The sequence below is a fragment of the Variovorax sp. PBL-E5 genome (assembly GCF_901827185.1).
Lineage (GTDB): Bacteria > Pseudomonadota > Gammaproteobacteria > Burkholderiales > Burkholderiaceae_C > Variovorax.
Map to the genome: position 1 here is coordinate 580,313 of NZ_LR594671.1, position 26,535 is coordinate 606,847.

At 67.5% G+C, this 26,535-nt stretch carries 24 protein-coding genes; 10 read left to right on the forward strand and 14 right to left on the reverse strand.

From position 1 onward, the window contains the following. Positions 1-2: 2 nt before the first annotated feature. Both WDLP6_RS02880 and WDLP6_RS02885 read right to left on the reverse strand, forming a co-directional pair. On the reverse strand, positions 3-1,046 hold the full coding sequence (locus WDLP6_RS02880; protein WP_162591126.1) for a DGQHR domain-containing protein: 1,044 nt from the start codon (positions 1,044-1,046) through the stop codon (positions 3-5). A gap of 349 nt (positions 1,047-1,395) precedes the next feature. Continuing rightward, positions 1,396-1,953 (reverse strand): DUF3037 domain-containing protein, encoded by a 558-nt coding sequence (locus WDLP6_RS02885; RefSeq protein ID WP_232076946.1) that lies wholly within the window; start codon positions 1,951-1,953, stop codon positions 1,396-1,398. A 172-nt stretch (positions 1,954-2,125) separates the two neighbouring features. Here WDLP6_RS02885 and xylF point away from each other — a divergent pair, with 172 nt between their 5' ends. Genes xylF through WDLP6_RS02905 form a run of 4 tightly spaced genes read left to right on the forward strand, consistent with a single transcriptional unit; the run spans position 2,126 to position 6,310 of the window. Continuing rightward, the gene (gene xylF / locus WDLP6_RS02890; RefSeq protein WP_162591128.1) at positions 2,126-3,157 is read left to right on the forward strand and encodes a D-xylose ABC transporter substrate-binding protein; all 1,032 of its coding nucleotides are present in this window, start codon (positions 2,126-2,128) and stop codon (positions 3,155-3,157) included. Between the two features lie 7 nt (positions 3,158-3,164). After that, a complete protein-coding gene (locus WDLP6_RS02895; RefSeq protein WP_162591129.1) occupies positions 3,165-4,355 on the forward strand; it encodes a sugar ABC transporter permease in 1,191 nt (396 codons plus the stop codon). Next, on the forward strand, positions 4,352-5,143 hold the full coding sequence (locus tag WDLP6_RS02900; RefSeq protein WP_162591130.1) for an ATP-binding cassette domain-containing protein: 792 nt from the start codon (positions 4,352-4,354) through the stop codon (positions 5,141-5,143). The genes WDLP6_RS02895 and WDLP6_RS02900 overlap by 4 nt, the downstream gene beginning before the upstream one ends. Positions 5,144-5,155: 12 nt before the next feature. Then, positions 5,156-6,310 (forward strand): ROK family transcriptional regulator, encoded by a 1,155-nt coding sequence (locus tag WDLP6_RS02905; protein WP_162591131.1) that lies wholly within the window; start codon positions 5,156-5,158, stop codon positions 6,308-6,310. Between the two features lie 3 nt (positions 6,311-6,313). Here the strand turns inward: WDLP6_RS02905 and WDLP6_RS02910 are convergent, their stop codons facing one another. After that, complete coding sequence (locus WDLP6_RS02910; RefSeq protein ID WP_162565694.1) at positions 6,314-7,288, reverse strand: tripartite tricarboxylate transporter substrate-binding protein; 975 nt, start codon at positions 7,286-7,288, stop codon at positions 6,314-6,316. Positions 7,289-7,483: 195 nt separating this feature from the next. On the opposite strand from WDLP6_RS02910, the gene WDLP6_RS02915 reads away from it, so the two are divergent. Next, positions 7,484-8,944, forward strand: coding sequence for an NAD-dependent succinate-semialdehyde dehydrogenase (locus WDLP6_RS02915; RefSeq protein ID WP_162591132.1), 1,461 nt, complete (start codon positions 7,484-7,486; stop codon positions 8,942-8,944). A 1-nt stretch (position 8,945) separates the two neighbouring features. On the opposite strand, the gene WDLP6_RS02920 is transcribed toward WDLP6_RS02915, so the two are convergent. After that, the gene (locus WDLP6_RS02920; protein WP_162591133.1) at positions 8,946-9,497 is read right to left on the reverse strand and encodes a GNAT family N-acetyltransferase; all 552 of its coding nucleotides are present in this window, start codon (positions 9,495-9,497) and stop codon (positions 8,946-8,948) included. A 140-nt stretch (positions 9,498-9,637) separates the two neighbouring features. On the opposite strand from WDLP6_RS02920, the gene WDLP6_RS02925 reads away from it, so the two are divergent. Both WDLP6_RS02925 and WDLP6_RS02930 read left to right on the forward strand, forming a co-directional pair. Continuing rightward, the gene (locus WDLP6_RS02925) at positions 9,638-10,912 is read left to right on the forward strand and encodes an MFS transporter (protein WP_174259841.1); all 1,275 of its coding nucleotides are present in this window, start codon (positions 9,638-9,640) and stop codon (positions 10,910-10,912) included. 85 nt (positions 10,913-10,997) lie between these two features. Beyond that, entirely contained in the window at positions 10,998-11,792 is a 795-nt protein-coding gene (locus WDLP6_RS02930; protein ID WP_162591134.1) for a DUF899 domain-containing protein, read from the forward strand. A gap of 10 nt (positions 11,793-11,802) precedes the next feature. Here WDLP6_RS02930 and WDLP6_RS02935 read toward each other — a convergent pair whose 3' ends face one another. Then, positions 11,803-12,681 carry a class I SAM-dependent methyltransferase gene (locus WDLP6_RS02935; RefSeq protein ID WP_162591135.1) on the reverse strand — a complete coding sequence of 293 codons (879 nt, stop codon included), beginning with the start codon at positions 12,679-12,681 and terminating at the stop codon, positions 11,803-11,805. 75 nt (positions 12,682-12,756) lie between these two features. Between WDLP6_RS02935 and WDLP6_RS02940 the strand changes: the two genes are divergently transcribed. Then, the gene (locus tag WDLP6_RS02940) at positions 12,757-14,196 is read left to right on the forward strand and encodes an MFS transporter (protein WP_162591136.1); all 1,440 of its coding nucleotides are present in this window, start codon (positions 12,757-12,759) and stop codon (positions 14,194-14,196) included. Positions 14,197-14,509: 313 nt separating this feature from the next. Here the strand turns inward: WDLP6_RS02940 and WDLP6_RS02950 are convergent, their stop codons facing one another. The 7 genes from WDLP6_RS02950 to WDLP6_RS02980 form a co-directional block, all read right to left on the reverse strand. After that, positions 14,510-15,757, reverse strand: a complete 1,248-nt coding sequence (locus WDLP6_RS02950) for a phenylacetate--CoA ligase family protein (RefSeq protein WP_162591137.1) — start codon at positions 15,755-15,757, stop codon at positions 14,510-14,512. After that, entirely contained in the window at positions 15,754-16,566 is an 813-nt protein-coding gene (locus tag WDLP6_RS02955) for an ABC transporter ATP-binding protein (RefSeq protein WP_162591138.1), read from the reverse strand. The genes WDLP6_RS02950 and WDLP6_RS02955 overlap by 4 nt, the downstream gene beginning before the upstream one ends. Before the next feature lie 107 nt (positions 16,567-16,673). Further along, positions 16,674-17,993 carry an ABC transporter substrate-binding protein gene (locus tag WDLP6_RS02960; protein WP_162591139.1) on the reverse strand — a complete coding sequence of 440 codons (1,320 nt, stop codon included), beginning with the start codon at positions 17,991-17,993 and terminating at the stop codon, positions 16,674-16,676. A gap of 114 nt (positions 17,994-18,107) precedes the next feature. After that, positions 18,108-19,172: a branched-chain amino acid ABC transporter permease gene (locus tag WDLP6_RS02965; protein WP_162591140.1), complete on the reverse strand. Its 1,065-nt coding sequence runs from the start codon at positions 19,170-19,172 to the stop codon at positions 18,108-18,110. Between the two features lie 2 nt (positions 19,173-19,174). Further along, on the reverse strand, positions 19,175-20,104 hold the full coding sequence (locus tag WDLP6_RS02970; RefSeq protein WP_162565705.1) for a branched-chain amino acid ABC transporter permease: 930 nt from the start codon (positions 20,102-20,104) through the stop codon (positions 19,175-19,177). A gap of 138 nt (positions 20,105-20,242) precedes the next feature. Further along, on the reverse strand, positions 20,243-21,028 hold the full coding sequence (locus WDLP6_RS02975; RefSeq protein ID WP_162591141.1) for an ABC transporter ATP-binding protein: 786 nt from the start codon (positions 21,026-21,028) through the stop codon (positions 20,243-20,245). A 73-nt stretch (positions 21,029-21,101) separates the two neighbouring features. After that, positions 21,102-23,072 carry an AMP-dependent synthetase/ligase gene (locus WDLP6_RS02980; protein ID WP_162591142.1) on the reverse strand — a complete coding sequence of 657 codons (1,971 nt, stop codon included), beginning with the start codon at positions 23,070-23,072 and terminating at the stop codon, positions 21,102-21,104. A gap of 86 nt (positions 23,073-23,158) precedes the next feature. Here WDLP6_RS02980 and WDLP6_RS02985 point away from each other — a divergent pair, with 86 nt between their 5' ends. After that, complete coding sequence (locus tag WDLP6_RS02985) at positions 23,159-23,899, forward strand: Crp/Fnr family transcriptional regulator (protein WP_162591143.1); 741 nt, start codon at positions 23,159-23,161, stop codon at positions 23,897-23,899. Positions 23,900-23,918: 19 nt separating this feature from the next. Here the strand turns inward: WDLP6_RS02985 and WDLP6_RS02990 are convergent, their stop codons facing one another. After that, positions 23,919-24,560, reverse strand: a complete 642-nt coding sequence (locus tag WDLP6_RS02990; RefSeq protein WP_162591144.1) for an SOS response-associated peptidase family protein — start codon at positions 24,558-24,560, stop codon at positions 23,919-23,921. A gap of 100 nt (positions 24,561-24,660) precedes the next feature. Here WDLP6_RS02990 and WDLP6_RS02995 point away from each other — a divergent pair, with 100 nt between their 5' ends. After that, on the forward strand, positions 24,661-25,425 hold the full coding sequence (locus tag WDLP6_RS02995) for an SDR family NAD(P)-dependent oxidoreductase (protein ID WP_162565710.1): 765 nt from the start codon (positions 24,661-24,663) through the stop codon (positions 25,423-25,425). A gap of 92 nt (positions 25,426-25,517) precedes the next feature. On the opposite strand, the gene WDLP6_RS03000 is transcribed toward WDLP6_RS02995, so the two are convergent. After that, positions 25,518-26,480, reverse strand: a complete 963-nt coding sequence (locus WDLP6_RS03000; protein WP_162565711.1) for a Bug family tripartite tricarboxylate transporter substrate binding protein — start codon at positions 26,478-26,480, stop codon at positions 25,518-25,520. Positions 26,481-26,535 lie beyond the last annotated feature (55 nt).

Here is a 26,535-nt window from a genome sequence, read left to right on the forward strand (position 1 = left end):
GCTCACAGCATTTCAGCAGAAATGGGCGCCGTTTTTCTCAGGGTGGACTGCATGATCGCAACGATCGATTTTTTAGACAACAATACCCTGCCACCTGTTCCGAAGTAGCTAAGGCGGGCCAAGGGTCGAATGGTTGCCTGGATCATGACCTGCTTAGCGCTTCGCTTCGAGCTCAGCGTGCTCTGAATCACTTCGCCAAAGAGTTCAAATATTGACTCAAAAAAGGCCGACCGCAGAAGCAGTGATTTGTCCGGAACTTCGGCATCCCAAGCGTTGAGAAAGTTCAGAATCAGCTTGTACCTGTTCTCCGCGCCCGCGTCGAGCGCAACACCCGAAGTCAGAATCGGGCCCACCGCGCGGTTGAACGTTACCCTCGAGATACGCTTGGCAAGCGACTTGGATGCGCTAAGTTTTCCAGCGAGTGGTGATTGCGAATCGGTGTTCAATCTGTCGAAAATCTGGCGTAAGGTATGCTCTTTTGCGTCCTCGACGTCAGCGAGTTCTTTGATGTCAAGCAGTAGCGCTGCAGGTACGCCTCTCTGCGTTGTGTTGATGTCGATGAATAGCTTCGTCTCTTCTGCACGCGTCAGGCCTTCATAGATCGCGACCGGAACTCTGTGGCGAACAGAGCACTTCTGGTACCCCCAAAGTCTGTGTTGCCCGTCCAGAACCAAGAAGACTGACGGCTGACGCGCGAAGGAAATAGACTTTGTTTTCCGGTCGTAGACGAAGGCGGCATTCGGTTGAGCAGACAAGACGATGTTGCTCGGAATAGATCCAGTGCCAGCAGCTAGATAGCTTGCGATGTCGTCGGCACGCGACTCATTCAGGGCGCGCTGAAATCCTGCCACAGGATCCTCGTCTCGCTTTGCCACGAAGCAGTACTTGAATAGATCGTCGACTGGGATTGTTGTGAAGTAGAACCGATGCTTATTCTGTGTCATCAGCAAGGCGGGATAGGTCGTCGCCTTCTTCCGGGCAATCTTCTTTGTCGGCGCGGATGCGGATTGGGTTGCCAAATTCTTCTCCTTCAGCACGCAGTTCATCTGGCGCTCTGTTGAGAGCAGTCTACAAGAGCTAGCTTCGGCGCCGGGCTCGCGACCGGCATGCTACTTCAGGCTCGCTGACGTTTGCGCGCCTGCGTAGCGAAAGCAAGGCGGCGAACGGGCTTGGCGCGGTGGCCGCGAGGTATTTCAACCGCTTGCCGACGGCCATTTAGACACTGCCGAGGTCCGCTAACCAGGGAACGTCGCCGCCGGGTGAGGACGCCGCACTGTTCGAAAATCGGTCGGTGAGTCGCCGGATACCTGACCTTGGCGACCGGCAGCTTTTGATTGGAAGCAGACTCTAAGCCTTGCGCTATCTTCGACGCAATCGCTCATCGAACTATCTGCGCTAGAGCCGTCGGTATGACCTAGCTCGCGATTCAAGTGAGATGCTCGTCGCGACGCATGCCCTGTCATGGCGAATGACGCAACGCTCGTACAGCGAGTGCAGCGTCGCAGCCAGGGGGCCGCCGCCGCCGTTGCCGGGCGGCGACCAGTAAAGTGCGCGGTCCTCCACAGGCAGCACAAAACGAATCCATGCGGCGATGGACGGGCCCTCGCGAGCGTGGAGCTCAGCGCACTGGGCCGCGTCAATGCCGTCAAAGCACGCTTGTAGACGCCTCATGCGGACGAGAAAAATCTCGGCGTCCAGAGACGGGAAGGCGCCTTGAATGCGATTGCAGGTCGTATTGAACTTTGCCGCGATGGAAGGCGCATCGCACGACGCGACCACAACACCTGCGTTGAGGAATTCGCCAGTGCCGATATCGTGCACATAGCGCAGGACCGTGTAGGTATAGGAACCGTCCACCATCGCGGTTTGCTCGGAAATGCCGGCCAACTCACGCGCTTCGTGAAGATGCGTGCCGAACAACGGTGTCGTGGCTTTCCCAGTCCTTGCAATCATTCGTCGATGTTGAAGGAACGCCCGCCCGCCCGCTCTACGAATAACGTAGACCAACGCGTTCCAACCCGGGTGTAACGCCTTCGCCCGCAGGGATTCCCCCGATACCCGCCCCCCGCGCCGCCTGCCATAGTTAGTTCGGCACTCGAACTAACTCCCTTGGAGGCTCGCACTCATGAAGCTCAATCGCATCCTGTCTTCCGCGGCGACCCTGGCCTTGAGCCTGACCGCCATCGGCGCCGCCGCCCAGACCGTCGTCGGCGTGAGCTGGTCCAACTTCCAGGAAGAGCGCTGGAAGACGGACGAGGCCGCGATCAAGGCGCAGCTCGAGAAGCTCGGCGCCAAGTACATCAGCGCCGATGCCGGCGGCTCGCCCGAGAAGCAGCTCGGCGACATCGATGGGCTGATCTCGAAGGGCGCCAAGGCGCTGATCGTGCTCGCCATGGACAAGGACGCGATCCTGCCGGCCGTCAACAAGGCGCTGAAGGAGAAGATTCCGGTGGTGGCCTACGACCGCCTGATCGAGACGCCCGGCGTGTTCTACATCACCTTCGACAACGTCGAGGTCGGGCGCATGGAGGCGCGCGCGGTCTACAAGGTCCAGCCCAAGGGCAATTACGTGATGATCAAGGGCTCGCCGAGCGATCCCAATGCCGACTTCCTGCGCGCCGGCCAGCAGGAGGTGATCGCCGACGCGGTGAAGAAGGGCGACATCAAGATCGTCGGCGACGAGTACACCGAAGGCTGGAAGCCCGAGGTGGCGCAGAAGAACATGGAGCAGATCCTCACCAAGGTCGGCAACAAGGTCGATGCGGTGGTGGCGGCCAACGACGGCACGGCCGGCGGGGTGGTGGCCGCGCTCTCGGCCAAGGGCATTCGCGGCATTCCGGTGTCGGGGCAGGACGCCGACTTCGCGGCGCTCAACCGCGTCGCGCTCGGCACGCAGACCGTCACGGTGTGGAAGGACTCGCGCGAACTCGGCAAGGACGCCGCCTCCGCCGCCGTCGCGCTGGCGCAAGGCAAGCCGGCCGAGAAGGCGGTCAACTGGAACCAGGGCCAGAAGAAGATCTCGATCTCGTCGCGCTTCCTGACGCCGGTGGCGATCACGCGCGACAACCTCGATGTCGTGGTCAAGGCCGGCTGGATCAAGAAGGACGAACTCTGCAAGGGCGTGTCCGGCGACAAGGCGCCTGCGGCCTGCAAGTAGGTTCGCGATGAGCGACTCTCCCGGGCTCTGGCGCAGGAGCGGTGTCGATCTGCGCCTGTTGTTGATGAGCGTGCTGCTGGTCGTGATGGCGATCGTCTTCCACGTGATGTCGGGCGGCCTGTTCCTCACGCCCGAGAACCTCTACAACCTCGCGCAGCAGACCGCCGTGGTCGGCGTCGTGGCGACGGTGATGGTGCTGATCATCGTGGCGCGCCACATCGATCTGTCGGTCGGTTCGGTGATGGGTTTCGTCGGCGTGCTGATCGCCTACCTGCAGTACACGGCCGGCTGGTCCTGGCCGGCGTCCTGTCTCGCGGGGCTGGCGGTGGCGCTGCTGGTGTCGCTCTATCAAGGCGGGCTGACCGCGCTGCTGGGCGTGCCTTCGTTCGTCGTCACGCTGGGCGGGCTGATGTCGTTTCGCGGCGCGGCCTTTCTGGTGGCCGACGGCAAGACGCAGCCGGTCAACGACGAGTTCTTCCAGACCCTCGGCGGCGGCTACGACGGCGGCATCGGCGTCACCGCGACCTGGGTGCTCGCCGCGCTGGTCGGCCTCGCGCTGTTCGCGCGCATGCTGCAGAAGCGCAGCGCGCGCCAGCGGCACGAGATGGCGGTCGAGCCGCTGTGGCTCGATGTGCTGCTGACGGCGGTGCCGGTGGCGGTGGTGATCGCCTTCGCCGCGACCATGAACCACTACCAGATCCCGTCCAAGACCGCGCCGCAGGGCATTCCGATCCCGGTGCTGATCTGGGCGGTGGTGGCGGTGGTGCTGTCCTTCCTCGTGCACCGCACGCGCTTCGGCCGCTATGTGTTCGCGATGGGCGGCAACCCGGATGCGGCGGCGCTGGTCGGCATTCCGGTCAAGCGCGTGACGCTGATGCTGTTCGCGCTGCTCGCGGTGCTGGTGACCATCGCGGCGATCGTCTCCATCGCGCGGCTCAACGCCGGCACCAATTCGCTCGGCACCGGCATGGAGCTCTACGTGATCGCCGCCGCGGTGATCGGCGGCACGGCGCTCGCGGGCGGCAGCGGCTCGATCTTCGGCTCGGTGCTGGGCGCGCTGATCATGCAGTCGCTGGACAGCGGCATGCTGCTGCTCGACGTGCCGATCGGCAAGCGCATGGTGATCATCGGGCAGGTGCTGATCGTGGCCGTCGTGTTCGACGTGCTCTATCGCAAGTACGTGGGCGAGAGCTCATGAGCACCGCCACCAACACCACCGCCGGACCGCTGGTCGAATTGCGCGAGATCCGCAAGGCCTTCGGCGGCGTGAAGGCGGTCGATGGCGTGAGCGTCAATCTCTATCCCGGCGAGGTGGTCGCGCTGCTCGGCCACAACGGCGCCGGCAAGTCGACGCTGATGAAGATGCTGGCCGGCGCCTACCCGGTCGATTCGGGCGACACGCTGATCGCGGGCGAGAAGGTCCACATCCGCACGCCCTCGGACGCGCAGGCGCAGGGCATCGAGACCATCTACCAGACGCTGGCGCTGGCCGACAACCTCGATTCGGTGTCCAACCTCTTCCTCGGCCGCGAGAAGCTCACGCCCTGGCGCACGCTGGACGACCACTTCATGGAGAAGCAGGCGCGCCGTGTGTTCCAGCGCCTCAACAAGAACTTCACCAACATCCGCGTGCCGGTGCGGCGCCTGTCGGGCGGCCAGCGGCAGGTGGTGGCGATCTCGCGCGCGCTCTACTTCAATGCGCGCATCCTGATCATGGACGAGCCCTGCGCCGCGCTCGGGCCGGAGGAAACGGCGATGGTCGGCGGGCTGGTGAAGCAGCTCAAGGCCGATGGCGTCGGCATCTTCCTGATCACGCACGACATGCCCGACGTGTTCGGCCTCAGCGACCGCCTCGCGGTGATGAAGAACGGCCGGCTGGTCGGCACCTACCGCACCGCGGACGTGACCGAGGACGAGGTGCTCGGCATGATCATTGCCGGCAAGCGGCCCGAGGGCAAGGCGCAGGCCGAACACGCGACGGCCTGAACTGGGGCCGCGATGAAGACCATCGGCGACCAGCAGCTGGTCAAGCGCATCAACCGCAGCGTGCTGCTGCGCCTGTTGCGCGCGCGGCCCGGGCTTTCGCGTGCGCAGCTGGCCGCCGAAAGCGGGCTCACCAAATCGACCGTGAGCGGGCTGGTGCGCGAACTGCTCGACGACGGCTGGCTCGACGAGGCCGGCGCGCGCGCGGTCGATGGCCTCGGCCGGCCGTCGATCCCGCTGCAGATCAACGTCAGGCTGCGCGCGCTGATCGGCGTCGAGATCGCGATCGAGGTAGTGCGCGTGGTCTGCGTCTCGCTGCAGGGCGAGGTGCTGCATGCCGATGCGCAGCCGCTGCGCGACCATGCGCCGGTTGCGGTCTGCGCGCAGGTCGCGCGCCAGGTGGTCGCGGCGCACCGGCATCTGCTGGCCTCGGGACTGCAGCTCTCGGGCATCGGCGTCGGCGTGCCGGGCGCGGTGGACGATGCGACCGGCATCGTGCGCTTCGCGCCCAACCTCGGCTGGCGCGACGTGAACCTGCTGCCCGGGCTCACCGCCGCGCTGGCCGCCGAAGGCCTGGCGGGCGCGGCCGTGCAATTGCAGAACGATGCGGATGCCGCGGTGCTCGGCGAATTCGAATTCTCGGACGGCGAGGGCGAGGACCCGCTGATCTTCGTCAGCTGCGACGTCGGTGTCGGTGCGGGCATCGTGCTCAACGACCGCCTGTTCATCGGCGCCCGCGGCATGGCCGGCGAGATCGGCCACACCGTGCTGCAGATCGACGGGCCGCGCTGCTCGTGCGGCCGCCACGGCTGCGCGGAAGTCTTCCTCGGCTCGCGCGTGCTGGACCGCGAGGCGCCCGACCTGCGCCGCGCTGCCGGCTTCCTCGGCGTGCTGCTGCAGAACCTGTGGGTCACCTTCGAGCCGCGCGCGATCGTGGTCGGCGGCAAGTCGTGCGCGGCGCATGCGGGCTTCCTGCCCGAGGCGATCGCGACCGTGCAGCGCTATGCCGAATCCGCCGGCATGCCGCCGCCCATCGTGCGCGGGGCCCGCTACGGCGCGTGGGCGCCGGCGGTGGGGGCCGCGGCACTCGCATTGCACGAGTACCTGCGTCCGCTGCATCCGAATTCGGAAGCGCGCCGCGAGCGCGCGGCAGCGGACGCGGCGGCGTAGTCCTCAGTCGGCGTAGACCCCGGCCGCCTTGATGATCGGACCCCACTTCGCGACTTCGGCGGAGAGGAATTTCTTGTGTTCGGCCGGATCGAGGCGCTTGTCGGTCATCACGACCGCGCCCAGGTCTTCCTCGCTCTTGATGAACTTCGGATCCTTCAGCGCGGCCCTGAGCGCGTCGTTGATCTTCTTGGTCACGGCCGGCGGCGTGCCCTTGGGCGCGTAGAGGCCGTGCCAGATCGTGACCTCGAAGCCCTTCAGGCCGGATTCGTCCAGCGTCGGCAGATCCTTCAGCGCCGGCGTGCTCAGGCGGTGCAGCGTTGTCACGGCATAGCCCTTGACGGTCTTGCCCGAGATCTGCGAGGTGGTGTTGGTGGTCTGATCGCACAGCAGGTCGATCTGGCCGCCCATCAAATCGGCGATCGCGGGTGCCGTGCCCTTGTAGGGCACCGGCGTCATCTCGACCTTCATCGCGCTCTGGAACAAGAGGCCGCACAGGTGCGAGGCCGCGCCGAGTCCGGCATTGCCGAGGTTGATCTTGCCCTTGTTGGCATTGATCCAGGCCTGGAGTTCCTTGAAGTTGCCGGCCGGCAGCGTGGGCCGGCCGATCAGCGTCATCGGCACGTCGTTGATCATGCCGAGGTCTTCGAAGTCGGTCTCGACGTTGAAGGGCAGCTTGCGGTAGAGCGCGGGCATGGTCGCCATGCCGATGTGATTGACCAGCAGCGTGTAGCCGTCCGGTGCGGCGCGCGCGACCCTGGCCGTGCCGATGGAGCTTCCGGCGCCCACGGTGTTCTCGATGACGATGGTTGTGTTCAGCGTTTTCTGGAGTGCCTGGGCCAAGTCCCGTGCGACGTGGTCGGTCGGGCCGCCGGCTGCGAAAGGCACGACAAGCGTCACGGGTCGGCCGGCCGGATAGTCCTGTGCCTGAGCGCCGAATGCCGAGACCGCGAGCGTTGCAAGAATTAACAATTTTCTCATTGACTCTCCACTGGTTACACAAAAGAGCCGCGATCTTATCGGCTTGCGCTGCCCTGGCTTCTAGCGAATTGCCCTTAAGAAGAATGGCAGGCGCCTATCGCGGGTATCGTGCTGCCCGGCGACGTTCGCAGCGCGCAGCCGCACCTGCTGCCCGGCGACCGCCATCGAACCCACAGAGACCATGGAGTGCGCGAAATGCTGAAACTGAAAGACCCGACCCTGCTGCGCCAGCAGGTCTTCATCGCCGGCGAATGGGCGGACGCGGACAACCGCGAGACCGTTCCCGTCATCAACCCGGCCAACGGCCAGCAGATCGGCACCGTGCCGATGTGCGGCACCGACGAGACCGTGCGCGCCATCGCCGCGGCCGAGACGGCGCAGAAGGCCTGGGCCAGGGTGCCGGCCAAGGAGCGCTCGGCCATCCTGCGCAAGCTCAACGACCTGATGCTGGCCAATGTCGACGACCTCGCGCTGATCATGACGACCGAGCAGGGCAAGCCGCTGGCCGAGGCCAAGGGCGAGATCGCCTACGCGGCCTCCTTCATCGAATGGTTCGCCGAGGAGGCGCGCCGCGTCTACGGCGACACCATCCCGGCGCCGCAGGCCGACCGCCGCATCCTCGCGCTCAAGCAGCCGGTGGGCGTGACCGCGGCCATCACGCCGTGGAACTTCCCGACCGCGATGCTCACGCGCAAGGCCGGCCCGGCATTGGCCGCCGGCTGCGCGATGGTCGTCAAGCCGGCGACGCAGACGCCGTTCTCGGCGCTGGCCTTCGCCGAGCTCGCCGACCGCGCCGGCGTGCCCAAGGGGCTGCTGTCGGTGCTCACCGGCTCGGCTTCGAAGATCGGCGGCGAGATGACGCGCAGCCCGATCGTGCGCAAGCTCACCTTCACCGGCTCGACCGAGGTCGGCCGCATGCTGATGAAGCAATCGGCCGACACCATCAAGAAGCTGTCGCTCGAACTCGGCGGCAATGCGCCCTTCATCGTGTTCGACGACGCCGACATCGACGCCGCGGTCGAGGGCGCGATGGTCTCCAAATACCGCAACACCGGCCAGACCTGCGTCTGCGCCAACCGCCTCTACGTGCAGCGCGGCGTGCTGGAAGCCTTCACGCAGAAGCTGGTCGCCAAGGTCAACGCGCTCAAGGTCGGCGACGGCACCGAGGCCGGCGTGACGCAGGGGCCGCTGATCGACGACAAGGCCGTGGCCAAGATCGAGGAGCACGTGGCCGATGCGCTCGCCAAGGGCGGCAAGGTGCTGGCCGGCGGCAAGCGGCATGCGCTGGGCGGGCGCTTCTACGAGCCGACCGTGATCGGCGGCGCCACGCCCGACATGCTGTTCGCGCACGAAGAGACTTTCGGCCCGTTGGCGCCCATCTTCGCCTTCGACACCGAGGCCGAGGCGATCGCGGCGGCCAACGACACCGAGTTCGGCCTGGCCTCGTACTTCTACAGCCGCGACATCGGCCGCATCATGCGCGTGGCCGAGGCGCTCGAATCGGGCATCGTCGGCGTCAACACCGGCCTGATCTCGACGGCCGAGGCGCCCTTCGGCGGCGTCAAGCAGTCGGGCCTCGGACGCGAAGGCTCGAAGTACGGGCTCGATGATTTCCTCGAGATCAAGTACGTGTGCCTCGCGGGGCTCGACAAGTAGCTCAGAGCCAAAGGGTCAGGCGCGTCAGGTTCGGGTTGCCCGGATCGCGCCGCAGGCGAAAGCCGAGCTTGCGCGCCAGGCCCAGCATCGCGCGGTTGTCGTAGAGCGTGATGTCCGAGAGCACGCGCACGCCGGCGCCGGCCGCGGCCGCGATCAGGCTGCGCATGAGCTTCTCGGCGAGGCCGCGGCGCTGCCATGCATCGGCGATCACGATGCCGAACTCGGCGCTCCCCACTTCCGCATCGCTGGTTTCGCTCTTCACGAAACGGGCGACGCCGATCTCCTGCTCGACGCCGTCCTGCACGACGGTCGCGACCAGCGCGAGCTCGGCGTCGTAGTCGATGTCGGTCATGCGACGCAGTTCGTCCGGCTGCGGCTTGCGCGGCGAGAGCAGGCGCGCATAGCCGGTCTCGAAGGACAGGCCGCCGACGAAGCGCGCATGCGAGGCCAGGTCGTCGGCGCGGATCGGCCGGATGCGCACCGGCGTGCCGTCGGCGAAGGCGAAGTCCTCGATCAGGTGCGCGGGGTAGTCGCGCTTCTTGTCGCTCGTCATGAGCCTGTGCCTCCATCAAAGCGAGCGGATGCGGTCGGCGGCCTTGCAGAATACGCCGGTCGCCGCAGCGGCGCGATGGGGGTCAGCGCGAATCGGCAAGGCTCTGCGAGGTGCCGCGGCAGGACAATGGCGGCTTCCGCATGAAGCTGTCCACCACGCCATCGACCCGCGTCGATCCCGCTGCCACCGCTCCGCCCGAACACGCGGCCTCGCTGCACTGGCGGCGCAACCTGGTGGTGTGCATGTTCGGCTCCTTCACCACCATCGTGGCAATGACGCTGCTGCTGCCTTTCCTGCCGCTCTACGTCGAGCAGCTCGGCGTGAAGGATTCGGCGGCGATCGTGCAATGGTCCGGCGTCGCCTATGGCGCCACCTTCTTCTCGGCCGCGCTGGTCGCGCCGCTGTGGGGGCGGCTGGCCGATCTCTACGGGCGCAAGCTGATGCTGATCCGCGCCAGTCTCGGCATGGCGCTGGCCATGGCGCTGATCGGCATGGCGCACGACGTCTGGCAGCTGGTCGGGCTGCGCTTGCTGGCCGGGCTGCTCGGCGGCTATGCGTCCGGCTCGATGGTGCTGATCGCGACGCAGACGCCCAAGGAGCGCTCCGGCTGGGCGCTGGGCACGCTGTCCTCCGCGATCATGGCGGGCAACCTCGTCGGGCCGCTGGTCGGCGGCTTGCTGCCGCCGCTGATCGGCATCCGCTGGACCTTCTTCGCCGCCGGCGCGGTCATCTTCGCCGCCTTCCTGGCGACCGCCTTCCTGGTCCGCGAAGAGCGCCGCCCGGCCGTGCCGAAGGGCAGCCCCAAGCCGCGCGGCGGCTGGGCCGCGATCGGCGACCGGCGCCCCGTGATCGCGATGTACCTCACCGGCATGCTGCTGATGCTGGCCAACATGTCGATCGAGCCGATCATCACCGTCTACGTCGCGCAGCTGGTCGCCAACCCGGTCCACGTCACGATGGTCGCGGGGCTGGTGATGGCGGCGGCGGCCCTCGGCAGCATCCTGTCGGCGGCGCGCCTGGGGCGGCTGGCCGATCGCGTCGGCCACTGGAACGTGATCACCGGCTGCCTCGCGGTGTCGGCGCTGCTGCTGATTCCGCAGGCCTTCGTCGATGCCGGCTGGCAGCTGGTGGCGCTGCGCTTCCTGATGGGGCTCGCGCTCGGCGGCCTCCTGCCCTGCATCGCGAGCGTGATCCGGCACAACGTGCCCGTGGCTGTGGCCGGCCAGATGCTCGGCTACTCGATCTCGGCACAGTACGCGGGGCAGGTCGCGGGGCCGCTGCTCGGCGGCTTCGTCGGCGGGCACTACGGCATGCGCGCCGTGTTCCTCGGCACCTGCGTGCTGCTGGCCATCGGTGCCGCCTGGAACTGGCGCGCGCGCAGGCCGCGCGACCCGGCCGTGCACGAAGAGGGATAGCGCCCCGGAATCCCGCCAAACTTGTTACTCCCGACGTCCGGCTCCCGGTGCCAAACTCGCTTCACCCACCCAGGAGATTTCAACCATGACGACGTCCACCGAGAGCGCACGACAAGGCGCACAACCCGCCATGCACACACCACCGGTCGTGTCGGCGCAGGCATGGGAAGCAGCCCGCGAGCAACTGCTCGTGAAGGAGAAGATCCACACCCGCGCGCGTGACGCACTGGCCGCCGAGCGCCGGCGCATGCCATGGATGGCCGTGGACAAGCGCTATGCATTCGACGGGCCGCAGGGCAAGCGCAGCCTGCTCGATCTGTTCGATGGCCGGCGCCAGCTGATCGTCTACCGCGCCTTCTTCGAGCCCGGCGTGTTCGGCTGGCCCGACCATGCCTGCCGCGGCTGCTCGATGGTGGCCGACCAGGTCGCCGATGTCGCGCACTTGAATGCGCGCGACACCACCCTGGTCTTCGTCTCGCGCGCACCGCAGGCCGACATCGCGCGGCTGAAGGCGCGCATGGGCTGGAAGATGCCGTGGTTCACCGTCACCGACAGCTTCGATGCCGACTTCGGCGTGGACGAATGGCACGGCACCAACGTGTTCTTTCGCGACGGCGATCGCGTGTTCCGCACCTACTTCATCAAGAGCCGCGGCGACGAGCAGATGGGCGGCACCTGGAACTACCTCGACATCACCCCGCTGGGCCGGCAGGAGCTCTGGGAAGATTCACCCGAAGGCTATCCGCAGACGCCGACCTACAAGTGGTGGAACTGGCACGACAGCTATGCGGAAGGCGCAGCGCCCGACAAGAAATGGGTCGAGGTGTCGGACGCCGGAGAGAAGGCCTTCCGCGACGAGAGCACGAGCGCGAAGCCCTGAGCCCCCGCGCTCAGGGCTTGACGAACTTCAGCACGAACTCGTCCTTGGGTTGCGGCGGCTCGGGTGTGTTGCGATCGCGCGGGTCCGAGGGGTTGCGCATGAACGTGCCCTCGGCCGCGAGCTTGAAGCCGGCCTGCTCGACCTCGGCGCGCAGGAACGATTCCTCGATGCGATGCAGCGTGCCCGATTCCGAGATGCCCGTGCCCGGGCGTCCCGCATGGTCGGCGATGACGTACATGCCGCCGGGCTTGAGCGCGGCGAACACGGCGCGATTGACCGCCGCGCGGTCCACGCCCATGTGGCCGAAGTCGTGGTAGTTGAACATCAGCGTGACGAGGTCGAGCCCGTTCGATGCGAGCTCCGGCGGCACCGGATCCTCGAAGGGCCGCACGTCGGCCACGATGTGGCCCGCGTTCGGATTCTTCGCGCGTTCGGCCAGCGCCACCGGTGAGGGCCGCGGCGCGCCGGCGGGCGCGGCAGCGGCGCCCATCGGCATCGGCATCATCGGCGCGGCGGCGCCTTCGGGCTGTGCCGGGCGGCTCATTGGCGGACGCGGCGGGCTCTGTCCGTAGACGCGGCCGGTCGGGCCGACGGCGCGCGCGATCAGCTCGGTCGTGTAGCCGCCGGCCGCGCTCAGGTCGAGCGCCACCATGCCGGGGCGCACGCCGATGAAGGCCAGCATCTCCTGCGGCTTGCGGCGCACGTCGTTGCGGCGGTCGGCCTCGCTGCGGTCGGGGCTGGCGACGATCTCGGCAATGCGGGCGTGCGACAGCACCGGCTGCGCGGGTGCGCGCGGCCCGGGGGCCGTGCAGGCGGCGAGCGCGCAGGCGGCGCCGATCAGGGCGGCTGCGCGGGCGGCGCGTCGAAGAGGGGAAAGGGAGAGGGGCATCGGCTCGGCCTGGCAGGCTTCCATATGATGTGGACGTGCGCGGCGCCCGCGGCGCCGGCGCTCCGCTCCCAGTCTATGCCCACACCCTCTCCCCTGCATCCGGCGGCCGAATCCTTTCCTTCCCACGGCCGCTGGATCGCGTTCCTGGTCGCCGCCGCCTTCTTCATGGAGAACCTCGACGCCACGGTCATCACCACCGCGGTGCCTGCGATGGCGCAGAGCTTCGGCGTCGCGCCGGTGGCGCTGTCCACCGGCATCAGCGCCTACCTGCTGGCGCTGGCGGTCTTCATTCCGGTCAGCGGCTGGGTGGCCGACCGCCTCGGCCCGCGCCAGGTGTTCGCCACCGCCATCCTCATCTTCACGCTGGCCTCGGTGGCCTGCGGCCTGTCGCAGAGCCTGCCGATGTTCGTCGCGGCGCGCATCGCGCAGGGCGTCGGCGGTGCGCTGATGGTGCCGGTCGGGCGGTTGATCGTGCTGCGCAGCACGCCGAAGAGCGAACTGGTCAAGGCCATCGCCACCATCACCTGGCCCGGCCTCGCGGCGCCGGTGCTCGGGCCGCCGCTGGGCGGCTGGATCGCGAGCACCTGGAGCTGGCACTGGATTTTCTTCCTCAACGTGCCGCTCGGCGCCTGCGCGATCTTCTTCGCGCTGCGCTGGATCGACGGCGCGCCGGGCGGCCGGCGGCCCTTCGACTGGCCCGGTTTCGTCGCCAGCGGTGTCGGACTCGCCGCGCTGATGTACGGCCTCGACCTGATGAGCCATTCGCCCATCGACTGGGCCATGGCCGGCGCGCTCGCGGTGATCGGCAGCTGCGCGCTCGGCTATGCGCTGTGGCACATGCGGCGCGCCGCGCATCCGCTGGTCAACCTCTCGGTCTTCGGCGTGCGCACCTTCCGCACCTCGGTGGCGGGCGGCTCGCTGTTCCGCATCGCGATCGGCAGCGCGCCTTTCCTGCTGCCGCTGATGTTCCAGCTGGCCTTCGGCTTCAGCATGGTGGCCTCGGGCTTCCTGATGCTGGCGCTGTTCGCCGGCAACCTCGGCATCAAGCCGGCCACCAGCTTCGTGCTGCGGCGCTTCGGTTTTCGCGGCACGCTGCTTGGCAACGGCGTGCTGGTGGCACTCGGCTTCGCCGCCTGCGCGGCGTTGTCGCCCGACACGCCGCTCTGGGTGATGATCGTGGTGATGGTGGCGAGCGGCGTCTGCCGCTCGATGCAGTTCACCGGCTTCAACACGCTGGTGTTCTGCGACATCACGCCGACGCAGACCAGCGGCGCGACCACGCTGTTCAGCATGTGCCAGCAGTTGAGCGCCGGCATCGGCATCGCCTTCGGCGCCATCGCGCTGCGCCTGGCCGAACAGTTCACGGGCCACGCCGGCACGCCCGGCGTCGCGGATTTCCGCATCGCCTTCGGCCTGGTGACGGTGCTGGCACTCGTGGCGCTGTTCGACGCGTTCGCGCTGCCGCACGATGCCGGTGCGCGCGTGAGCGGGCATCGCAGCAGCGCGCCGGCCTGACCTGGCTGGGCGGGGGAATGCCTGCGTTCGCCACGAAGTCGGTGCTCTTGAAAATCGGACGCGCGAACATCCAATCCAGCGCGTGCACTCACGTAGAACAGCGGTGCCCGTATCGGTTGTCGATGCCACAGGTACAGCGGCACCAGCATCCGGCCCACCTGGCCATTGCCGTCCAGAAACGGGTGCAAGGATTCGAATTTGCACGGCGCGGGAAGAAGGGTGGCAGACGGTTGCGGATCGGGGGTGAGCCGCAAAGAGAAATGCGGCGCACAGCCGAGCCACAAGCCATTGGGTCGGCAGGAGCCTTCGCCGCTTACCGATAGCTGCGCGCGTCCTCGATCACCTTGCCGTCGTTCGGCAGCGCACCCACTGCGACGAACTCGATGCTGGCGCGCAGCTTGGTGATTTCGCGCGCGGCCTCGGCCACGCGTTCGCGCAGGCCCTGCAGGTCGCCGGTGCATTCGAGCTGCAGCGTCATGCGGTCGTCGCCGGTCTCGCCGCTGACCACGAGGCGCGCGCGCCGCACCTCGGCGAAGCGGCGCGCGATGTCGGCGACCTGGCCCGGGTGCACGAACATGCCGCGCACCTTGGTGGTCTGGTCGGCACGGCCGAGCCAGCCCCGGATGCGGCGGTTGGTGCGGCCGGTCGGGCAGCGGCCCGGCAGCACGGCCGAGAGGTCGCCGGTGCCGAAGCGGATCAGCGGGTAGTCGGGGTTCAGCGTGGTGACCACGATCTCGCCGACCTCGCCGTCGGGCACCGGATCGCCCGTGCCGGGGCGCACGATCTCGACGATCACGCCCTCGTCGAGCACCAGCCCTTCGCGCGCGCTGGTTTCGTAGGCCACGAGGCCGAGGTCGGCCGTCGCGTAGCACTGCGTGCCGGCCACGCCGCGCTCGGCGATCCAGTCGTGCAGCGAGGGCGGGAAGGCTTCGCCGGAGACCAGCGCCTTGGTCAGCGTCGGCAGCGCGATGTTCTTCTCGGCGGCTTTCTCGAGCAGGATCTTCAGGAAGCTCGGCGTGCCGGCGTAGCCCGCGGGCCGCAGGTCGGCGATCGCTTCGATCTGCTGCTCGGTCTGTCCGGTGCCGCCCGCGAACACGGTGCAGCCGAGGGCGCGTGCACCGCTTTCCATGATCGCGCCGGCCGGTGTCATGTGGTAGCTGAAGCTGTTGTGCACGAGATCGCCGCCGCGAAAGCCGGCCGCATGCAGCGCGCGTGCCGTGCGCCAGTAGTCGCGTGCCTCGCCCTCGGGTTCGTAGATCGTGCCGGGGCTTGCGAAGATGCGCAGCATGCGAGGCCCGCGCGCGATCGCGGAGAAGCCGCCGAAGGGATCTTCGGCGCGATGCGCCTGCTGCAGGGCGAGCAACTCGGACTTGCGCGTGACCGGCAGCTTCGCGAGGGCATTGCGGCTGTCGACATCGGCCGCGGCAACGCCGTCGAGAATCTTCGCAAAGGCCGGCGCTGCCGTCTGCGCTTGCGCGATCTGTTTCGGCAGCGCCGCGAGCAGGTCGCGCTCGCGCTCTTCGGGATCGCGCACCTCGAGCTTGTCGTAGTAGTCGGTCATGCGAGCCAGCGCTTTCTGCGCTTGTAGCTTTTGACATCGCGAAAGCTCTTGCGGTCGGCGCCGCCGACGCCGAGGTAGAACTCCTTCACGTCCTCGTTCTCGCGCAGGCTCTTCGCCTCGCCGTCCATCACGATGCGGCCGTTCTCGAGGATGTAGCCGTAGTCGGCATAGCGCAGTGCCATGTTGGTGTTCTGCTCGGCGAGCAGGAAGGTCACGCCTTCCTTCTCGTTGAGATCCTTCACGATGCCGAACACCTCCTCCACGATCTGCGGCGCGAGGCCCATCGAGGGTTCGTCGAGCAGCACCATGTTCGGATTGGCCATCAGCGCGCGGCCGATGGCGCACATCTGCTGCTCGCCGCCCGAGGTGTAGGCGGCCTGCGACGCGCGCCGCGTCTTCAGGCGCGGGAAGTAGGCGTAGACCTTGTCGAGCGTCTGCGCGACCGCGGCCTTGCCGTCGCTGCGCGTATAGGCGCCGGTCATCAGGTTCTCCTCGATCGTGAGGTGGGCGAAGCAATGGCGTCCTTCCATCACCTGGATCAGGCCGCGGCGCACCAGCTCCGAGGGCGTGAGCGCCTCGATGCGTTCGCCGCGCAGCTCGATGCTGCCCTTGGTCACCGCGCCGCGTTCGCCCGCCAGCAGGTTGGAGACCGCGCGCAGCGTGGTCGTCTTGCCCGCGCCGTTGCCGCCGAGCAGCGCCACGATGCCGCGCTCAGGCACCGTGAGCGACACGCCTTTCAGCACGAGGATCACGTGGTTGTAGATCACCTCGATGCCGTTGACTTCGAGCAAGACTTTGGATGCGTTCATGGTGTTAGCCGGGGACACCGCGGAACCGGCTTTGCCGGGCCGCAGGTGTTGCCCCCGGTAGGGGGTTGGCGAAGCGACACGAAGTGCGCGAAGACTGGGGGCGAGCGTCAGGAACTGCAGTCCGCGACGTCGCGCTTGCTCAACTTTTTCTCCGCCTCGTACTTCTCGCCCGCAGTCTTCACCATCGGCTTGATGATCTGCTCATCGGCCTGGTACCACTCGGGCGCGACGTTCCACTTGGCGCCGTCCCAGGTCTCGATGCGGGCCCAGGTCGATCCCATGTGGTCCTGGCAGGAGGTGCTGATCGGCCGCATCACGCCGGAGAAGCCGAGTGCATCCAGCTTCTTCTGGTCGAGCGCCAGGTTCTCCAGGCCCCAGCGCACCTGCTCGCCGGTCATGACCTTGCCCTTGCCGAAGCGTTCCTGCGCGCGCTTGACGGCTTCGACGCTGAGCATCTGGATGATCACGCCGCGCGTGTAGAGCACCGAGCCGACTTCCTCCCTCGGCCCCGTGCCCTGGCCCTTGTCGTGCACGCTCTTCAGGATGTCCTGGATCACCTTCGGCTGTGTGCCCGCGGTGTTGAGCGCCAGCGCGTTGTAGCCCTTGGCATTGGCGCCGACGTCCTTCACGTCGGGTTCGGCGCCGGCCCACCACACGCCGTACATCTTCTCGCGCGGGTAGCCGGTGGCGACCGCTTCCTTGAGCGCGGTCGAGTTCATCACGCCCCAGCCCCACAGCAGCACGTAGTCGGGCTTCTGCTGGCGCACCTGCAGCCAGGCCGACTTCTGCTCGACGCCGGGCGCGGTGACAGGGATCAGCGAGAGCTCGAAGCCGTTCATCTTTGCGCGCTCCTGCAGGAGCGGGATCGGCTCCTTGCCGAAGGGCGAGTCGTGGTAGACCAGCGCGATCTTCTTGCCCTTGAGCTTGTCTTCGCCGCCTTCCTTCTTGGCGATGTGCTGGATCAGGATGTCGGCCGCGGTCCAGTACGAGCCCATCAGCGGGAAATTCCACTTGAACACGCCGCCGTCCTGCGATGCGGCCAGGCCGTAGCCCAGCGTGATCAGCGGTATCTTGTCGGCCGGTACCTTGTCCGTCAGCGCGAAGGTGATGCCGGTGGCCTGCGGATCGAAGAGCGCGACGCCGGGCCGGCTCTTCAGCCGTTCGTAGCATTCGACGCCCTTGTCGGTCGCGTAGCCGGTCTCGCATTCCTCGTAGCCGATCTTCACGCCGTTGATGCCGCCGGTCGCGTTGACGAGCTTGATGTAGTCCTGCTTGCCGTTGGCCCAGGGCGTGCCGTTGGGCGCATAGGGCCCGGTGCGATAGACCAGCAGCGGGAAGAACTGCTCCTTGGCTTGCGCGAACGCAGATACGGCGCCCGTGAATGCCGACACTGCGGCGAGCACGATGGCGATGGACTTCAGCTTCATGGTTGTCTCCTCATTGGATGAAAGGAAGGGTCACGCAAAAACGTCGTCAAGCAGCGCCGCCCCCGGCAAGGGGGTTGGCGGCTACACGAAGTGAACAAGCCTGGGGGTGCATATCTAGTGCGGGAAAGGCCAGAGGCGCAGCTTCTCCTTGGCGGTGGACCACAGGCGCGCGAGGCCATGCGGTTCGACGATCAGGAAGAACACGATCAGCGCGCCGAAGATCATGAATTCGAGGTGCGAGGCGAGCGCGGTCGAGATCGAGAAGCCGAGCCAGCCCGGCAGCTGGTTGAGAAAGAGCGGCAGCAGCACGATGAAGGCGGCGCCGAAGAAGCTGCCCATGATCGAGCCCAGCCCGCCGATGATCACCATGAAGAGCAACTGGAACGAGCGGTCGATGCTGAAGGCCGCCGGCTCCCACGCGCCCAGGTGCACGAAGCCCCAGAGCCCGCCGGCCACGCCGACGATGAAGCTGCTGACCGCGAAGGCCGTGAGCTTGGCGTAGACCGGCCGGATGCCGATCACCGCGGCGGCCACGTCCATGTCGCGCATCGCCATCCACTCGCGGCCGATCGCGCTGCGCACGAGGTTCTTGGCCAGCACCGCGAACACCACCACGAAGGCCAGGCAGAACAGGTACTTCTGCGCCGGGCTCTCGATCGGCAGCCCGAACACGTTGAGCCCCGACACGCTGACCGAGCCCGAGGACGAGTTGTTGGTGAACCAGTTGATGCGCAGGAAGGCCCAGTCGACGAAGAACTGCGCCGCCAGCGTCGCGACCGCGAGATAGAGGCCCTTGATGCGCAGGCTCGGAATGCCGAACAGCACGCCGACCACGGTCGAGCACAGGCCGCCCAGCAGCAGCGACACGATCAGCGGCATGCCGTCGATGCGCACGTGGAAGTTGTAGGCCGCGTAGGCGCCCACGGCCATGAAGGCGCCGGTGCCGAGCGAGATCTGGCCGCAGTAGCCGACCAGGATGTTGAGGCCCAGCGCCGCGAGCGAAAGAATCAGGAAGGGGATCAGGATCGCGCGGCACCAGTATTCCGACACCGCGAGCGGCACGACCACGAAGGCGAAGGCCAGGAATGCGAGCATCAGCACGCGGTCCTGCAGGATCGGGAAGATCTGCTGGTCGGCGCGGTAGGTCGACTTGAACTGACCGTTTTCTCTATAAAGCATGGTCAGACCCGATCGATGATCTTCTCGCCGAACAAACCCTGCGGGCGCACGATCAGGAAGACCAGCGCGAGCACATACGCGAACCAGATCTCGATGCCGCCACCCAGCATCGGCCCGAGATAGATCTCCGACAGCTTCTCGCCGACACCGATCAGGAGGCCGCCGAGGATCGCGCCCGGGATCGAGGTGAGCCCGCCGAGGATCACCACCGGCAGCGCCTTCAGCGCCACCAGCGAGAGCGAGAACTGCACGCCGAGCTTGGAGCCCCAGATGATGCCGGCCACCAGCGCCGCGAAGCCCGCGACCGACCACACGATGACCCAGATGCGGCCGAGCGGAATGCCGATCGACTGCGCGGCCTGGTGGTCGTCGGCCACCGCGCGCAGCGCGCGGCCGGTGGCGGTCTTCTGGAAGAACAGCGCGAGCACCGCGACCAGCGCGGCCGCGATCAGGGCGGCGACGAGGTCCTCGCCGCTCAGCAGCAGGCCGCCCTCGAAGACGTTCTGCAGCACCATCATCGGCTCCTTGGGCATGCCGACGTCGATCTTGTAGATGTCGTTGCCGAACAGCGTCTGGCCCAGCCCGTCGAGAAAGTAGGCGATGCCCAGCGTGGCCATCAGCAGCGTGATGCCTTCCTGGTTGACCAGCCGGCGCAGCGCGAGCCGCTCGATCAGCCAGGCGACGGCGACCATCACCGCCATCGCCGCGATGAAGGCCAGCACGTTGGCGAGGATCAGGCTCTCGAAGCCGAACCACAGCGGAAACCACTCGGCGAAGCGCGCCATCGCGAGCGCCGCGAACAGCACCATCGCGCCCTGCGCGAAGTTGAAGACGCCCGAGGCCTTGTAGATCAGCACGAAGCCGATCGCGATCAGCGAATACAGCATGCCGACCATGAGGCCGCCGAACAGTGTCTCGAGGAAAAAGCCCATGTCAGTTCCTTCTTTCTCCCTCCCCCTTTGGGGGAGGGTTGGGGTGGGGGCCAGCGGCGCGCGCAAGGTGACGCGCCCCCATCCCGGCCTTCCCCCGGAGGGGGAAGGAGCAACGCCCCGGAACGTGTGCGAGCGGGTTCAATGTTCTGTTCCCAGATAGGCGCGAATCACGTCTTCGTTGTTGCGCACCTCATCCGGCGTGCCGTCGCCGATCTTCTTGCCGTAGTCGAGCACCACCACGCGGTCGGAGATGTCCATCACCACGCCCATGTCGTGTTCGATCAGCACGATGGTGGTGCCGAACTCGTCGTTGACGTCGAGGATGAAGCGGCTCATGTCCTGCTTCTCCTCCACGTTCATGCCGGCCATCGGCTCGTCGAGCAGCAGCACCTGCGGCTCCATCGCCAGCGCGCGGCCGAGGTCGACGCGCTTCTGCAGCCCGTAGGGCAGGCGGCCCACCGGCGTCTTGCGGTAGAGCTGGATCTCGAGGAAATCGATGATGCGTTCGACGAATTCGCGCTGCGCGAGCTCCTCGCGCTCGGCCGGCCCCCAGCGCAGCGCCTGGGCCAGCAGGCCGCTCTTCATCTTGAGGTTGCGCCCGGTCATGATGTTGTCGAGCACGCTCATGCCCTTGAACAGCGCCAGGTTCTGGAAGGTGCGCGCCACGCCCATCTCGGCCACCTGGCGCGAGTTCATGTGCCTGAACTGCCGGCCGCGGAAAGTGATCGAGCCTTCCTGCGGCTGGTAGACGCCGTTGATGCAGTTGAGCATCGAGCTCTTGCCCGCGCCGTTGGGGCCGATGATGGCGCGCACCTCGTGCTCGCGCACGTCGAAACTGATGTCGGTCAGCGCCTTGACGCCGCCGAAGCGCAGCGAGATGTTCTGCACGTCGAGGATGACGTCGCCGACCTTGCGGGAAATCATTGGTGCACCCTTGGCGCTTCGCGCCTTCCCGCCAGGCGGGAGCGAGCTTGCTCGGGGCGGCCCGGCGCGGCGCTCATGCTGCAGCCTTCACCGGCGGAAAGGTCTTCGCCTCGACCATCTTCAGCGTCGCATTCACCACGCCCGTGCGGCCGTCCTCGAACTTGACCTGCGTCTCGACGTACTGCTCCGCCTTGCCGCCATACAAGGCGTCGACGAGCACGCCGTACTTCTGCGCGATGAAGCCGCGCCGCACCTTGCGCGTTCGCGTGAGCTCGTCGTCGTCGGGGTCGAGTTCCTTGTGCAGCACCAGGAAGCGCGCGATCTGCGTCTCGTCCATGCCGTCCTCGCTCGCGAGGTCGGCGTTGACCTGCGCGATGCAGTCGGCCACCAGCGCGAGCACCTCGGGCTTGCCCGCGAGATCGACGTAGCCGCCGTAGGCCAGGCCGCGCCGCTCGGCCCAGTTGCCCACGGCTTCGTAGTCGATGTTGATGAAGGCGCAGACCTGATCGCGCTCGTGGCCGAAGCACACGGCCTCCTTGATCTGCGGAAAGAACTTGAGCTTGTTCTCGATGTAGTTGGGCGCGAAGATCGCGCCCGCGCAGCTGCCGCCCGGGCCGGCCATGCGGCCGACGTCCTTGGCGCGGTCGATGATGCGCAGATGGCCTTCGCTGTCGAGCACGCCGGCATCGCCGGTGTGGAAGTAGCCGTCGGCATCGAGCACCTCGGCGGTCGCCTCGGGCCGCTTGTAGTATTCCTTGAGCACCGACACGCCGCGCACCAGCACCTCGCCGTCGGGCGCGATCTTGAGCTCGATGCCCGGCGCCGCGCTGCCCACGGTCTGCAGCTTGACCTTGCCGTCCTGCTGCAGGCAGACGTAGGCGCAGGTCTCGGTCTGGCCGTAGAACTGCTTGAGATTGACGCCGATCGAGCGGTAGAAGCGGAACAGGTCGGGCCCGATGGCCGCGCCGGCCGTGTAGGCGACGCGGATCCGGCTCATGCCGAGCACGTTGCGCAGCGGCCCGTAGACCACGAGGTTGCCGATCGCGTAGAGCCAGCGATCGACGAGGCCGACCGGCGCGCCGTTGAGGATGTCCGCGCCCACGCGCCGCGCCAGCGCCATGAATTTCGCATAGAGCCAGCGCTTGGGCGCGGCCGCATCTTCCATGCGGATCGACACGGTGGTGAGCAGGCCCTCGAAGGTGCGCGGCGGGCCGAAGTAGTAGCTCGGCCCGATCTCGCGCATGTCGTTCATCACCGTCGCAGTCGACTCCGGACAGTTGAGCGTGAAGCCGCCGACCAGCCACTGCGCGACCGAGAACAGATGGTCGCCGACCCAGGCCATCGGCAGGTAGCTCATGATGTTGTCGCCGGGGCCGAGGCGGTCGGTCTCGACGCCGCCGCGGCCGGCCGCGATGAAGCTCGCGTGCGTCTGGCACACGCCTTTGGGCCGGCCGGTGGTGCCCGAGGTGTAGAGGATCACCGCCACGTCGCCGGGCTCGCCGGCGGCCACGCTCTGGTCGAAGAAGCCGGGGTGGGCCGCATCCCATGCGCGGCCGAGTTCGCGCAGCTGCTCGTAGCCGATCAGGCCCGGCTGGTCGTAATGGCGCAGCCCGCGCGGATCGTCGTAGACGATGTGCCGCAGGCCCGATGCGTTCTTCATCAGCGTGCGGCATTCGAGCAGCTTGTCGACCTGCTCCTGGTCTTCCGCGATCACGAACTCGATCGACGCGTCCTCCAGCATGAAGACCATCTCGCTCGCCACCGCGTCCTGGTAGAGCGGCACCGGCACGCCGCGCAGGCTCTGCGCCGCGAGCACCGCCATGTAGAGATGCGGGCGGTTGGCGCCGACGATCGCGAGGTTGCCGCCGGCTTCGAAGCCCAGGCTCGCGAGCCCGCAGGCGAACTCGCGCACCTCGCGCGCGACGGCCGTCCAGTTCCAGGTCTGCCAGATGCCGAGATCCTTCTCGCGCACGGCCGGCGCGTCGGGCTGCCTGGCCGCGTGGGCGAGCAGCAGGCGGGGAAAGGTGGTGGCGGTGGTCTGCACGATGGGGCGGACTGTAGGACCAACTTTGACGCCATGTTGTCGTTCCGACGACAATCTAAGGGAGACTACTCCCCCGGACTTACCCGATGGCTTCCCGCGCCGTACCCGCCGGCAATTCGATTCGCGACCGCGTCAGGCCGGCCACGGCGGCGGAACTCGAAGGCATCCCGTGGCTCGATGCGCTCGCGCCCGCCGAGCGGCGCCGCGCCGAATCGGCGATCGTGGTCGGCGAGGCCGAGATCGGCGACCTCGTGTGCCGCGTCGGCCGCCCGCCGACCTACTGGTTCGGCGTCATCGAAGGCCTGCTCAAGATGAGCAACGACAACGCCGACGGCGGCTCGGTCACCTACACCGGCGTGCCGCCCGGCGGCTGGTTCGGCGAAGGCACGGCAATGAAGCGCGAGCCCTACCGCTACAACATCCAGGCGCTGCGGCGCAGCGTGGTGGCGGGGCTGCCGATCGACAGTTTCCACTGGCTGCTCGACCATTCGATCGGCTTCAACCGCTTCGTGATGAATCAGCTCAACGAGCGGCTCGGCCAGTTCATCGCGGCATTGGAGATCGACCGCCTGAACAATCCCGACGCGCGCGTGGCGCGCAACCTCGCGGCGTTGTTCAACCCGGTGCTGTTTCCTCGCGTCGGCGAAGTGCTGCGCATCACGCAGCAGGAGCTGGCCTACCTGATCGGGCTTTCGCGCCAGCGCGTCAACGAGGCGCTGCGCTCGCTCGAGCAGCAGGGCGTGCTGCGGGTCGAATACGGCGGCCTGCGCGTGCTCGATCTCGCGGCGCTCAGGGCCAATGGCATGGCGGGAAAGGGCGCGCTGTAGCGGCGGCCGCGCGCCGGACTCAGCCGGCCAGCGTCGCCGCCGGCATCAGCGTCTCGCGCGGCATCGTCTCGCGCACCAGCTTGTCGAGCGCGTAAGGGCGCAGGAAGGCCGCGGTCTCTTCGACCGGGCAATGCAGCCAGTCGTCGACCCATGCATCGCGAAGGAACGCGGCCCAGCGCCGCCCGGGCTGGTCCGCAGCGGCCAGGGTCAGCAGCGCGAAGCTCTCCACGCATTCGCCGGTGGGCGCGCGCCAGCCGTTCCACAGGCCGGCGATCGCGAGCGGCTGCCCGTCCGCGCGCGAGACGCGCACCACCTCGTCGTCGCTGTTGCCGTGGCGGATCAGCGCGTCGGCCAGCACCACGCAGCGATGGCCGCGCTTCCACGGCTGGTAGAAATTGCGCTCGGTGGCCGCGCTCTCGCTGCGCGCCTCGGCCGTGCCGGCATCCTGCCCGTCCTTGGAGAACAGCGGGATCAGGCCCCAGCGGCCCGAGGCCGCCTCGTAGCGTGCCGATGCGTTGGTGCCCAGCCCGTCGGCACGCGGCCGGCGCACGAAAACGCCCTGTTCGCCGGGCCGCACGACGCCGGTCTCCGCGCCGCACGACAGATCGAACCGGTCCTTGAAGTGGCGTCGTTCGGTGGCGGGTTGGTATTGGATCGGCATGGGGTGACTTTAAGAAGGGGGGCGGAGTTTCGTCAACTCGCCGATACCATGGAGGGCTGCGGCGCCGCTGCGCTGCGACGATTTGTTCACGAGACCGCCCATGACGTCATCCCACCTCGCCATCATCACCGGCGCATCGCGTGGCCTCGGCCGTGCCATGGCCGAGCAATTGCTGCAGCCCGGACGCTTCGTGCTGTGCATCTCGCGCCAGAGCGACGACTCACTTGCCGCGCAGGCGCGCGAGGCCGGTGCCACGCTGGAGCAATGGCGACAGGATCTTGCCGATCCGGTGGCTGCGGCGGCGCGCCTGGCGGCATGGTTGCAGGGCCTCGATGCACAGGCCTTCGACAGCGCCACGCTGATCAACAATGCCGGCACGGTCGGGCGCACGCGGCCGCTGTCGGAGGCCGTGGCCGCGGAACTGGCGCAGGCGCTGCGCATCGGCCTGGAGGCGCCGATGCTGCTGACTTCCGCATTCCTGGGCGCGACCAAGGCCTGGCGCGCGCAGCGCAAGGTGCTCAACATCTCCTCGGGCCTGGGCCGCCATGCGATGGGCAGCCAGGCGCCGTACTGCGCGGCCAAGGCCGGCATGGATCATTTCTCGCGCGCCGTCGCACTCGAGGAGAAGGCCGCGCCCAACGGCGCCGCGATCGTCTCGCTGGCGCCCGGCGTCATCGACACCGACATGCAGGTGCAGCTGCGCGAGAGCGAGGCCGACATGTTCCCCGACCGCGTGCGCTTCGAGCGCATGAAGGCCGAGGGGCTGCTCGACAGCCCGGCCACGGCGGCGGAGAAAGTGCTGAAGTATCTGGCGCGAAAGGATTTCGGCAGCAATCCCGTTGCCGATGTGCGGGACCCGGCCTGATCGCAAGCTGCCGCGGAACCGGCTATGCCGGGCCGCAGGCAGCGCCTCCTGAAAGGGGGTTGGCGGCTACGCGAAGCGAGCAAGCCTGGGGGTCATTCAATGGTTGCTCCGGAAGCCTCGACGATGCTGCGCCACTTCTCGTAGTCCGTCTTCAGCAGCGCTGCAAACTGCTCCGGCGTCATCGCCTGCGGCTCCGCGCCCTGGGCCACGATCGCGGCCTTCATCTCGGGCGTGGCGAGCAGCTTGTTCACTTCGGCATTGACCTGGGTCACGATCGCCTTCGGCGTGCCGGCCGGCACGAAGAGGCCGTACCAGGTGCTGACGTCGAAGCCCTTGTAGCCCGACTCGGCCACGGTCGGCACCTCGGGCAGCGAGCTGCTGCGGCGCGCCGAGGTCACGGCCAGCGCGCGCAGCTTGCCCGACTTGATCTGGCCCATCGCCGACGGAATCGACGACACCATCAGGTCGACGTTGCCGGCCAGCACGTCCATCATCGCGGCGTTGGAGCCCTTGTAGGGCACATGCCGCATCTTGATGTGCGCCGCGTCGTTGAAGATCACGCCGGCCAGGTGGATGGTGGTGCCGTTGCCGGGCGAGCCGAAGGTGATCTGGTCGGGTGCCGCGCGCGCCGCGTTCACCACGTCGGCCAGCGTCTTGAAGCGCGAGTCGGCGCGGGTCACGATCACCACCGGCGTGTAGGCCACATGCGCCACCGCGGTCAGGTCCTTGACCGGGTCGTAGCTCAGGTGCTTGTAGATCCAGGGCGCGACGACGAGGTTGTCCTTCTGGCCCATCACCATGTCGTAGCCGGTGGGCGCTGCACGCGCGGCTTCGGCGATGCCGATGGTGCCGCCCGCGCCGGCGCGGTTGTCGGCCACCACAGTCCACTTGTCCACCTCGGTCAGCTTGCTGGCCACCAGCCGCGCCAGGATGTCGGTGCCGCCGCCGGGCGGGAAGGGCACGATCAGCCGCACGGGCTTGGCGGGAAAAGGCTGCGCCTGCGCGGCGGTGAACACGAGCGCGAGCGCGAAAGAAGAAAGCAGTTTGCGGATCATGGGCTTGTCTCTGGTTGCGGCGAGTGTGCCGGAACGGGGCAAGCGAAGAAGTCGC

Excerpts from the sequence above, each read along its gene's own strand:
- WDLP6_RS02880 (WP_162591126.1), bottom strand. The coding sequence starts at position 1,046 with ATGAACTGCGTGCTGAAGGAGAAGAATTTGGCAACCCAATCCGCATCC.
- WDLP6_RS02885 (WP_232076946.1), bottom strand. The coding sequence starts at position 1,953 with ATGATTGCAAGGACTGGGAAAGCCACGACACCGTTGTTCGGCACGCAT.
- xylF (WP_162591128.1), top strand. The coding sequence starts at position 2,126 with ATGAAGCTCAATCGCATCCTGTCTTCCGCGGCGACCCTGGCCTTGAGC.
- WDLP6_RS02895 (WP_162591129.1), top strand. The coding sequence starts at position 3,165 with ATGAGCGACTCTCCCGGGCTCTGGCGCAGGAGCGGTGTCGATCTGCGC.
- WDLP6_RS02900 (WP_162591130.1), top strand. The coding sequence starts at position 4,352 with ATGAGCACCGCCACCAACACCACCGCCGGACCGCTGGTCGAATTGCGC.
- WDLP6_RS02905 (WP_162591131.1), top strand. The coding sequence starts at position 5,156 with ATGAAGACCATCGGCGACCAGCAGCTGGTCAAGCGCATCAACCGCAGC.
- WDLP6_RS02910 (WP_162565694.1), bottom strand. The coding sequence starts at position 7,288 with ATGAGAAAATTGTTAATTCTTGCAACGCTCGCGGTCTCGGCATTCGGC.
- WDLP6_RS02915 (WP_162591132.1), top strand. The coding sequence starts at position 7,484 with ATGCTGAAACTGAAAGACCCGACCCTGCTGCGCCAGCAGGTCTTCATC.
- WDLP6_RS02920 (WP_162591133.1), bottom strand. The coding sequence starts at position 9,497 with ATGACGAGCGACAAGAAGCGCGACTACCCCGCGCACCTGATCGAGGAC.
- WDLP6_RS02925 (WP_174259841.1), top strand. The coding sequence starts at position 9,638 with ATGAAGCTGTCCACCACGCCATCGACCCGCGTCGATCCCGCTGCCACC.
- WDLP6_RS02930 (WP_162591134.1), top strand. The coding sequence starts at position 10,998 with ATGACGACGTCCACCGAGAGCGCACGACAAGGCGCACAACCCGCCATG.
- WDLP6_RS02935 (WP_162591135.1), bottom strand. The coding sequence starts at position 12,681 with ATGCCCCTCTCCCTTTCCCCTCTTCGACGCGCCGCCCGCGCAGCCGCC.
- WDLP6_RS02940 (WP_162591136.1), top strand. The coding sequence starts at position 12,757 with ATGCCCACACCCTCTCCCCTGCATCCGGCGGCCGAATCCTTTCCTTCC.
- WDLP6_RS02950 (WP_162591137.1), bottom strand. The coding sequence starts at position 15,757 with ATGACCGACTACTACGACAAGCTCGAGGTGCGCGATCCCGAAGAGCGC.
- WDLP6_RS02955 (WP_162591138.1), bottom strand. The coding sequence starts at position 16,566 with ATGAACGCATCCAAAGTCTTGCTCGAAGTCAACGGCATCGAGGTGATC.
- WDLP6_RS02960 (WP_162591139.1), bottom strand. The coding sequence starts at position 17,993 with ATGAAGCTGAAGTCCATCGCCATCGTGCTCGCCGCAGTGTCGGCATTC.
- WDLP6_RS02965 (WP_162591140.1), bottom strand. The coding sequence starts at position 19,172 with ATGCTTTATAGAGAAAACGGTCAGTTCAAGTCGACCTACCGCGCCGAC.
- WDLP6_RS02970 (WP_162565705.1), bottom strand. The coding sequence starts at position 20,104 with ATGGGCTTTTTCCTCGAGACACTGTTCGGCGGCCTCATGGTCGGCATG.
- WDLP6_RS02975 (WP_162591141.1), bottom strand. The coding sequence starts at position 21,028 with ATGATTTCCCGCAAGGTCGGCGACGTCATCCTCGACGTGCAGAACATC.
- WDLP6_RS02985 (WP_162591143.1), top strand. The coding sequence starts at position 23,159 with ATGGCTTCCCGCGCCGTACCCGCCGGCAATTCGATTCGCGACCGCGTC.
- WDLP6_RS02990 (WP_162591144.1), bottom strand. The coding sequence starts at position 24,560 with ATGCCGATCCAATACCAACCCGCCACCGAACGACGCCACTTCAAGGAC.
- WDLP6_RS02995 (WP_162565710.1), top strand. The coding sequence starts at position 24,661 with ATGACGTCATCCCACCTCGCCATCATCACCGGCGCATCGCGTGGCCTC.
- WDLP6_RS03000 (WP_162565711.1), bottom strand. The coding sequence starts at position 26,480 with ATGATCCGCAAACTGCTTTCTTCTTTCGCGCTCGCGCTCGTGTTCACC.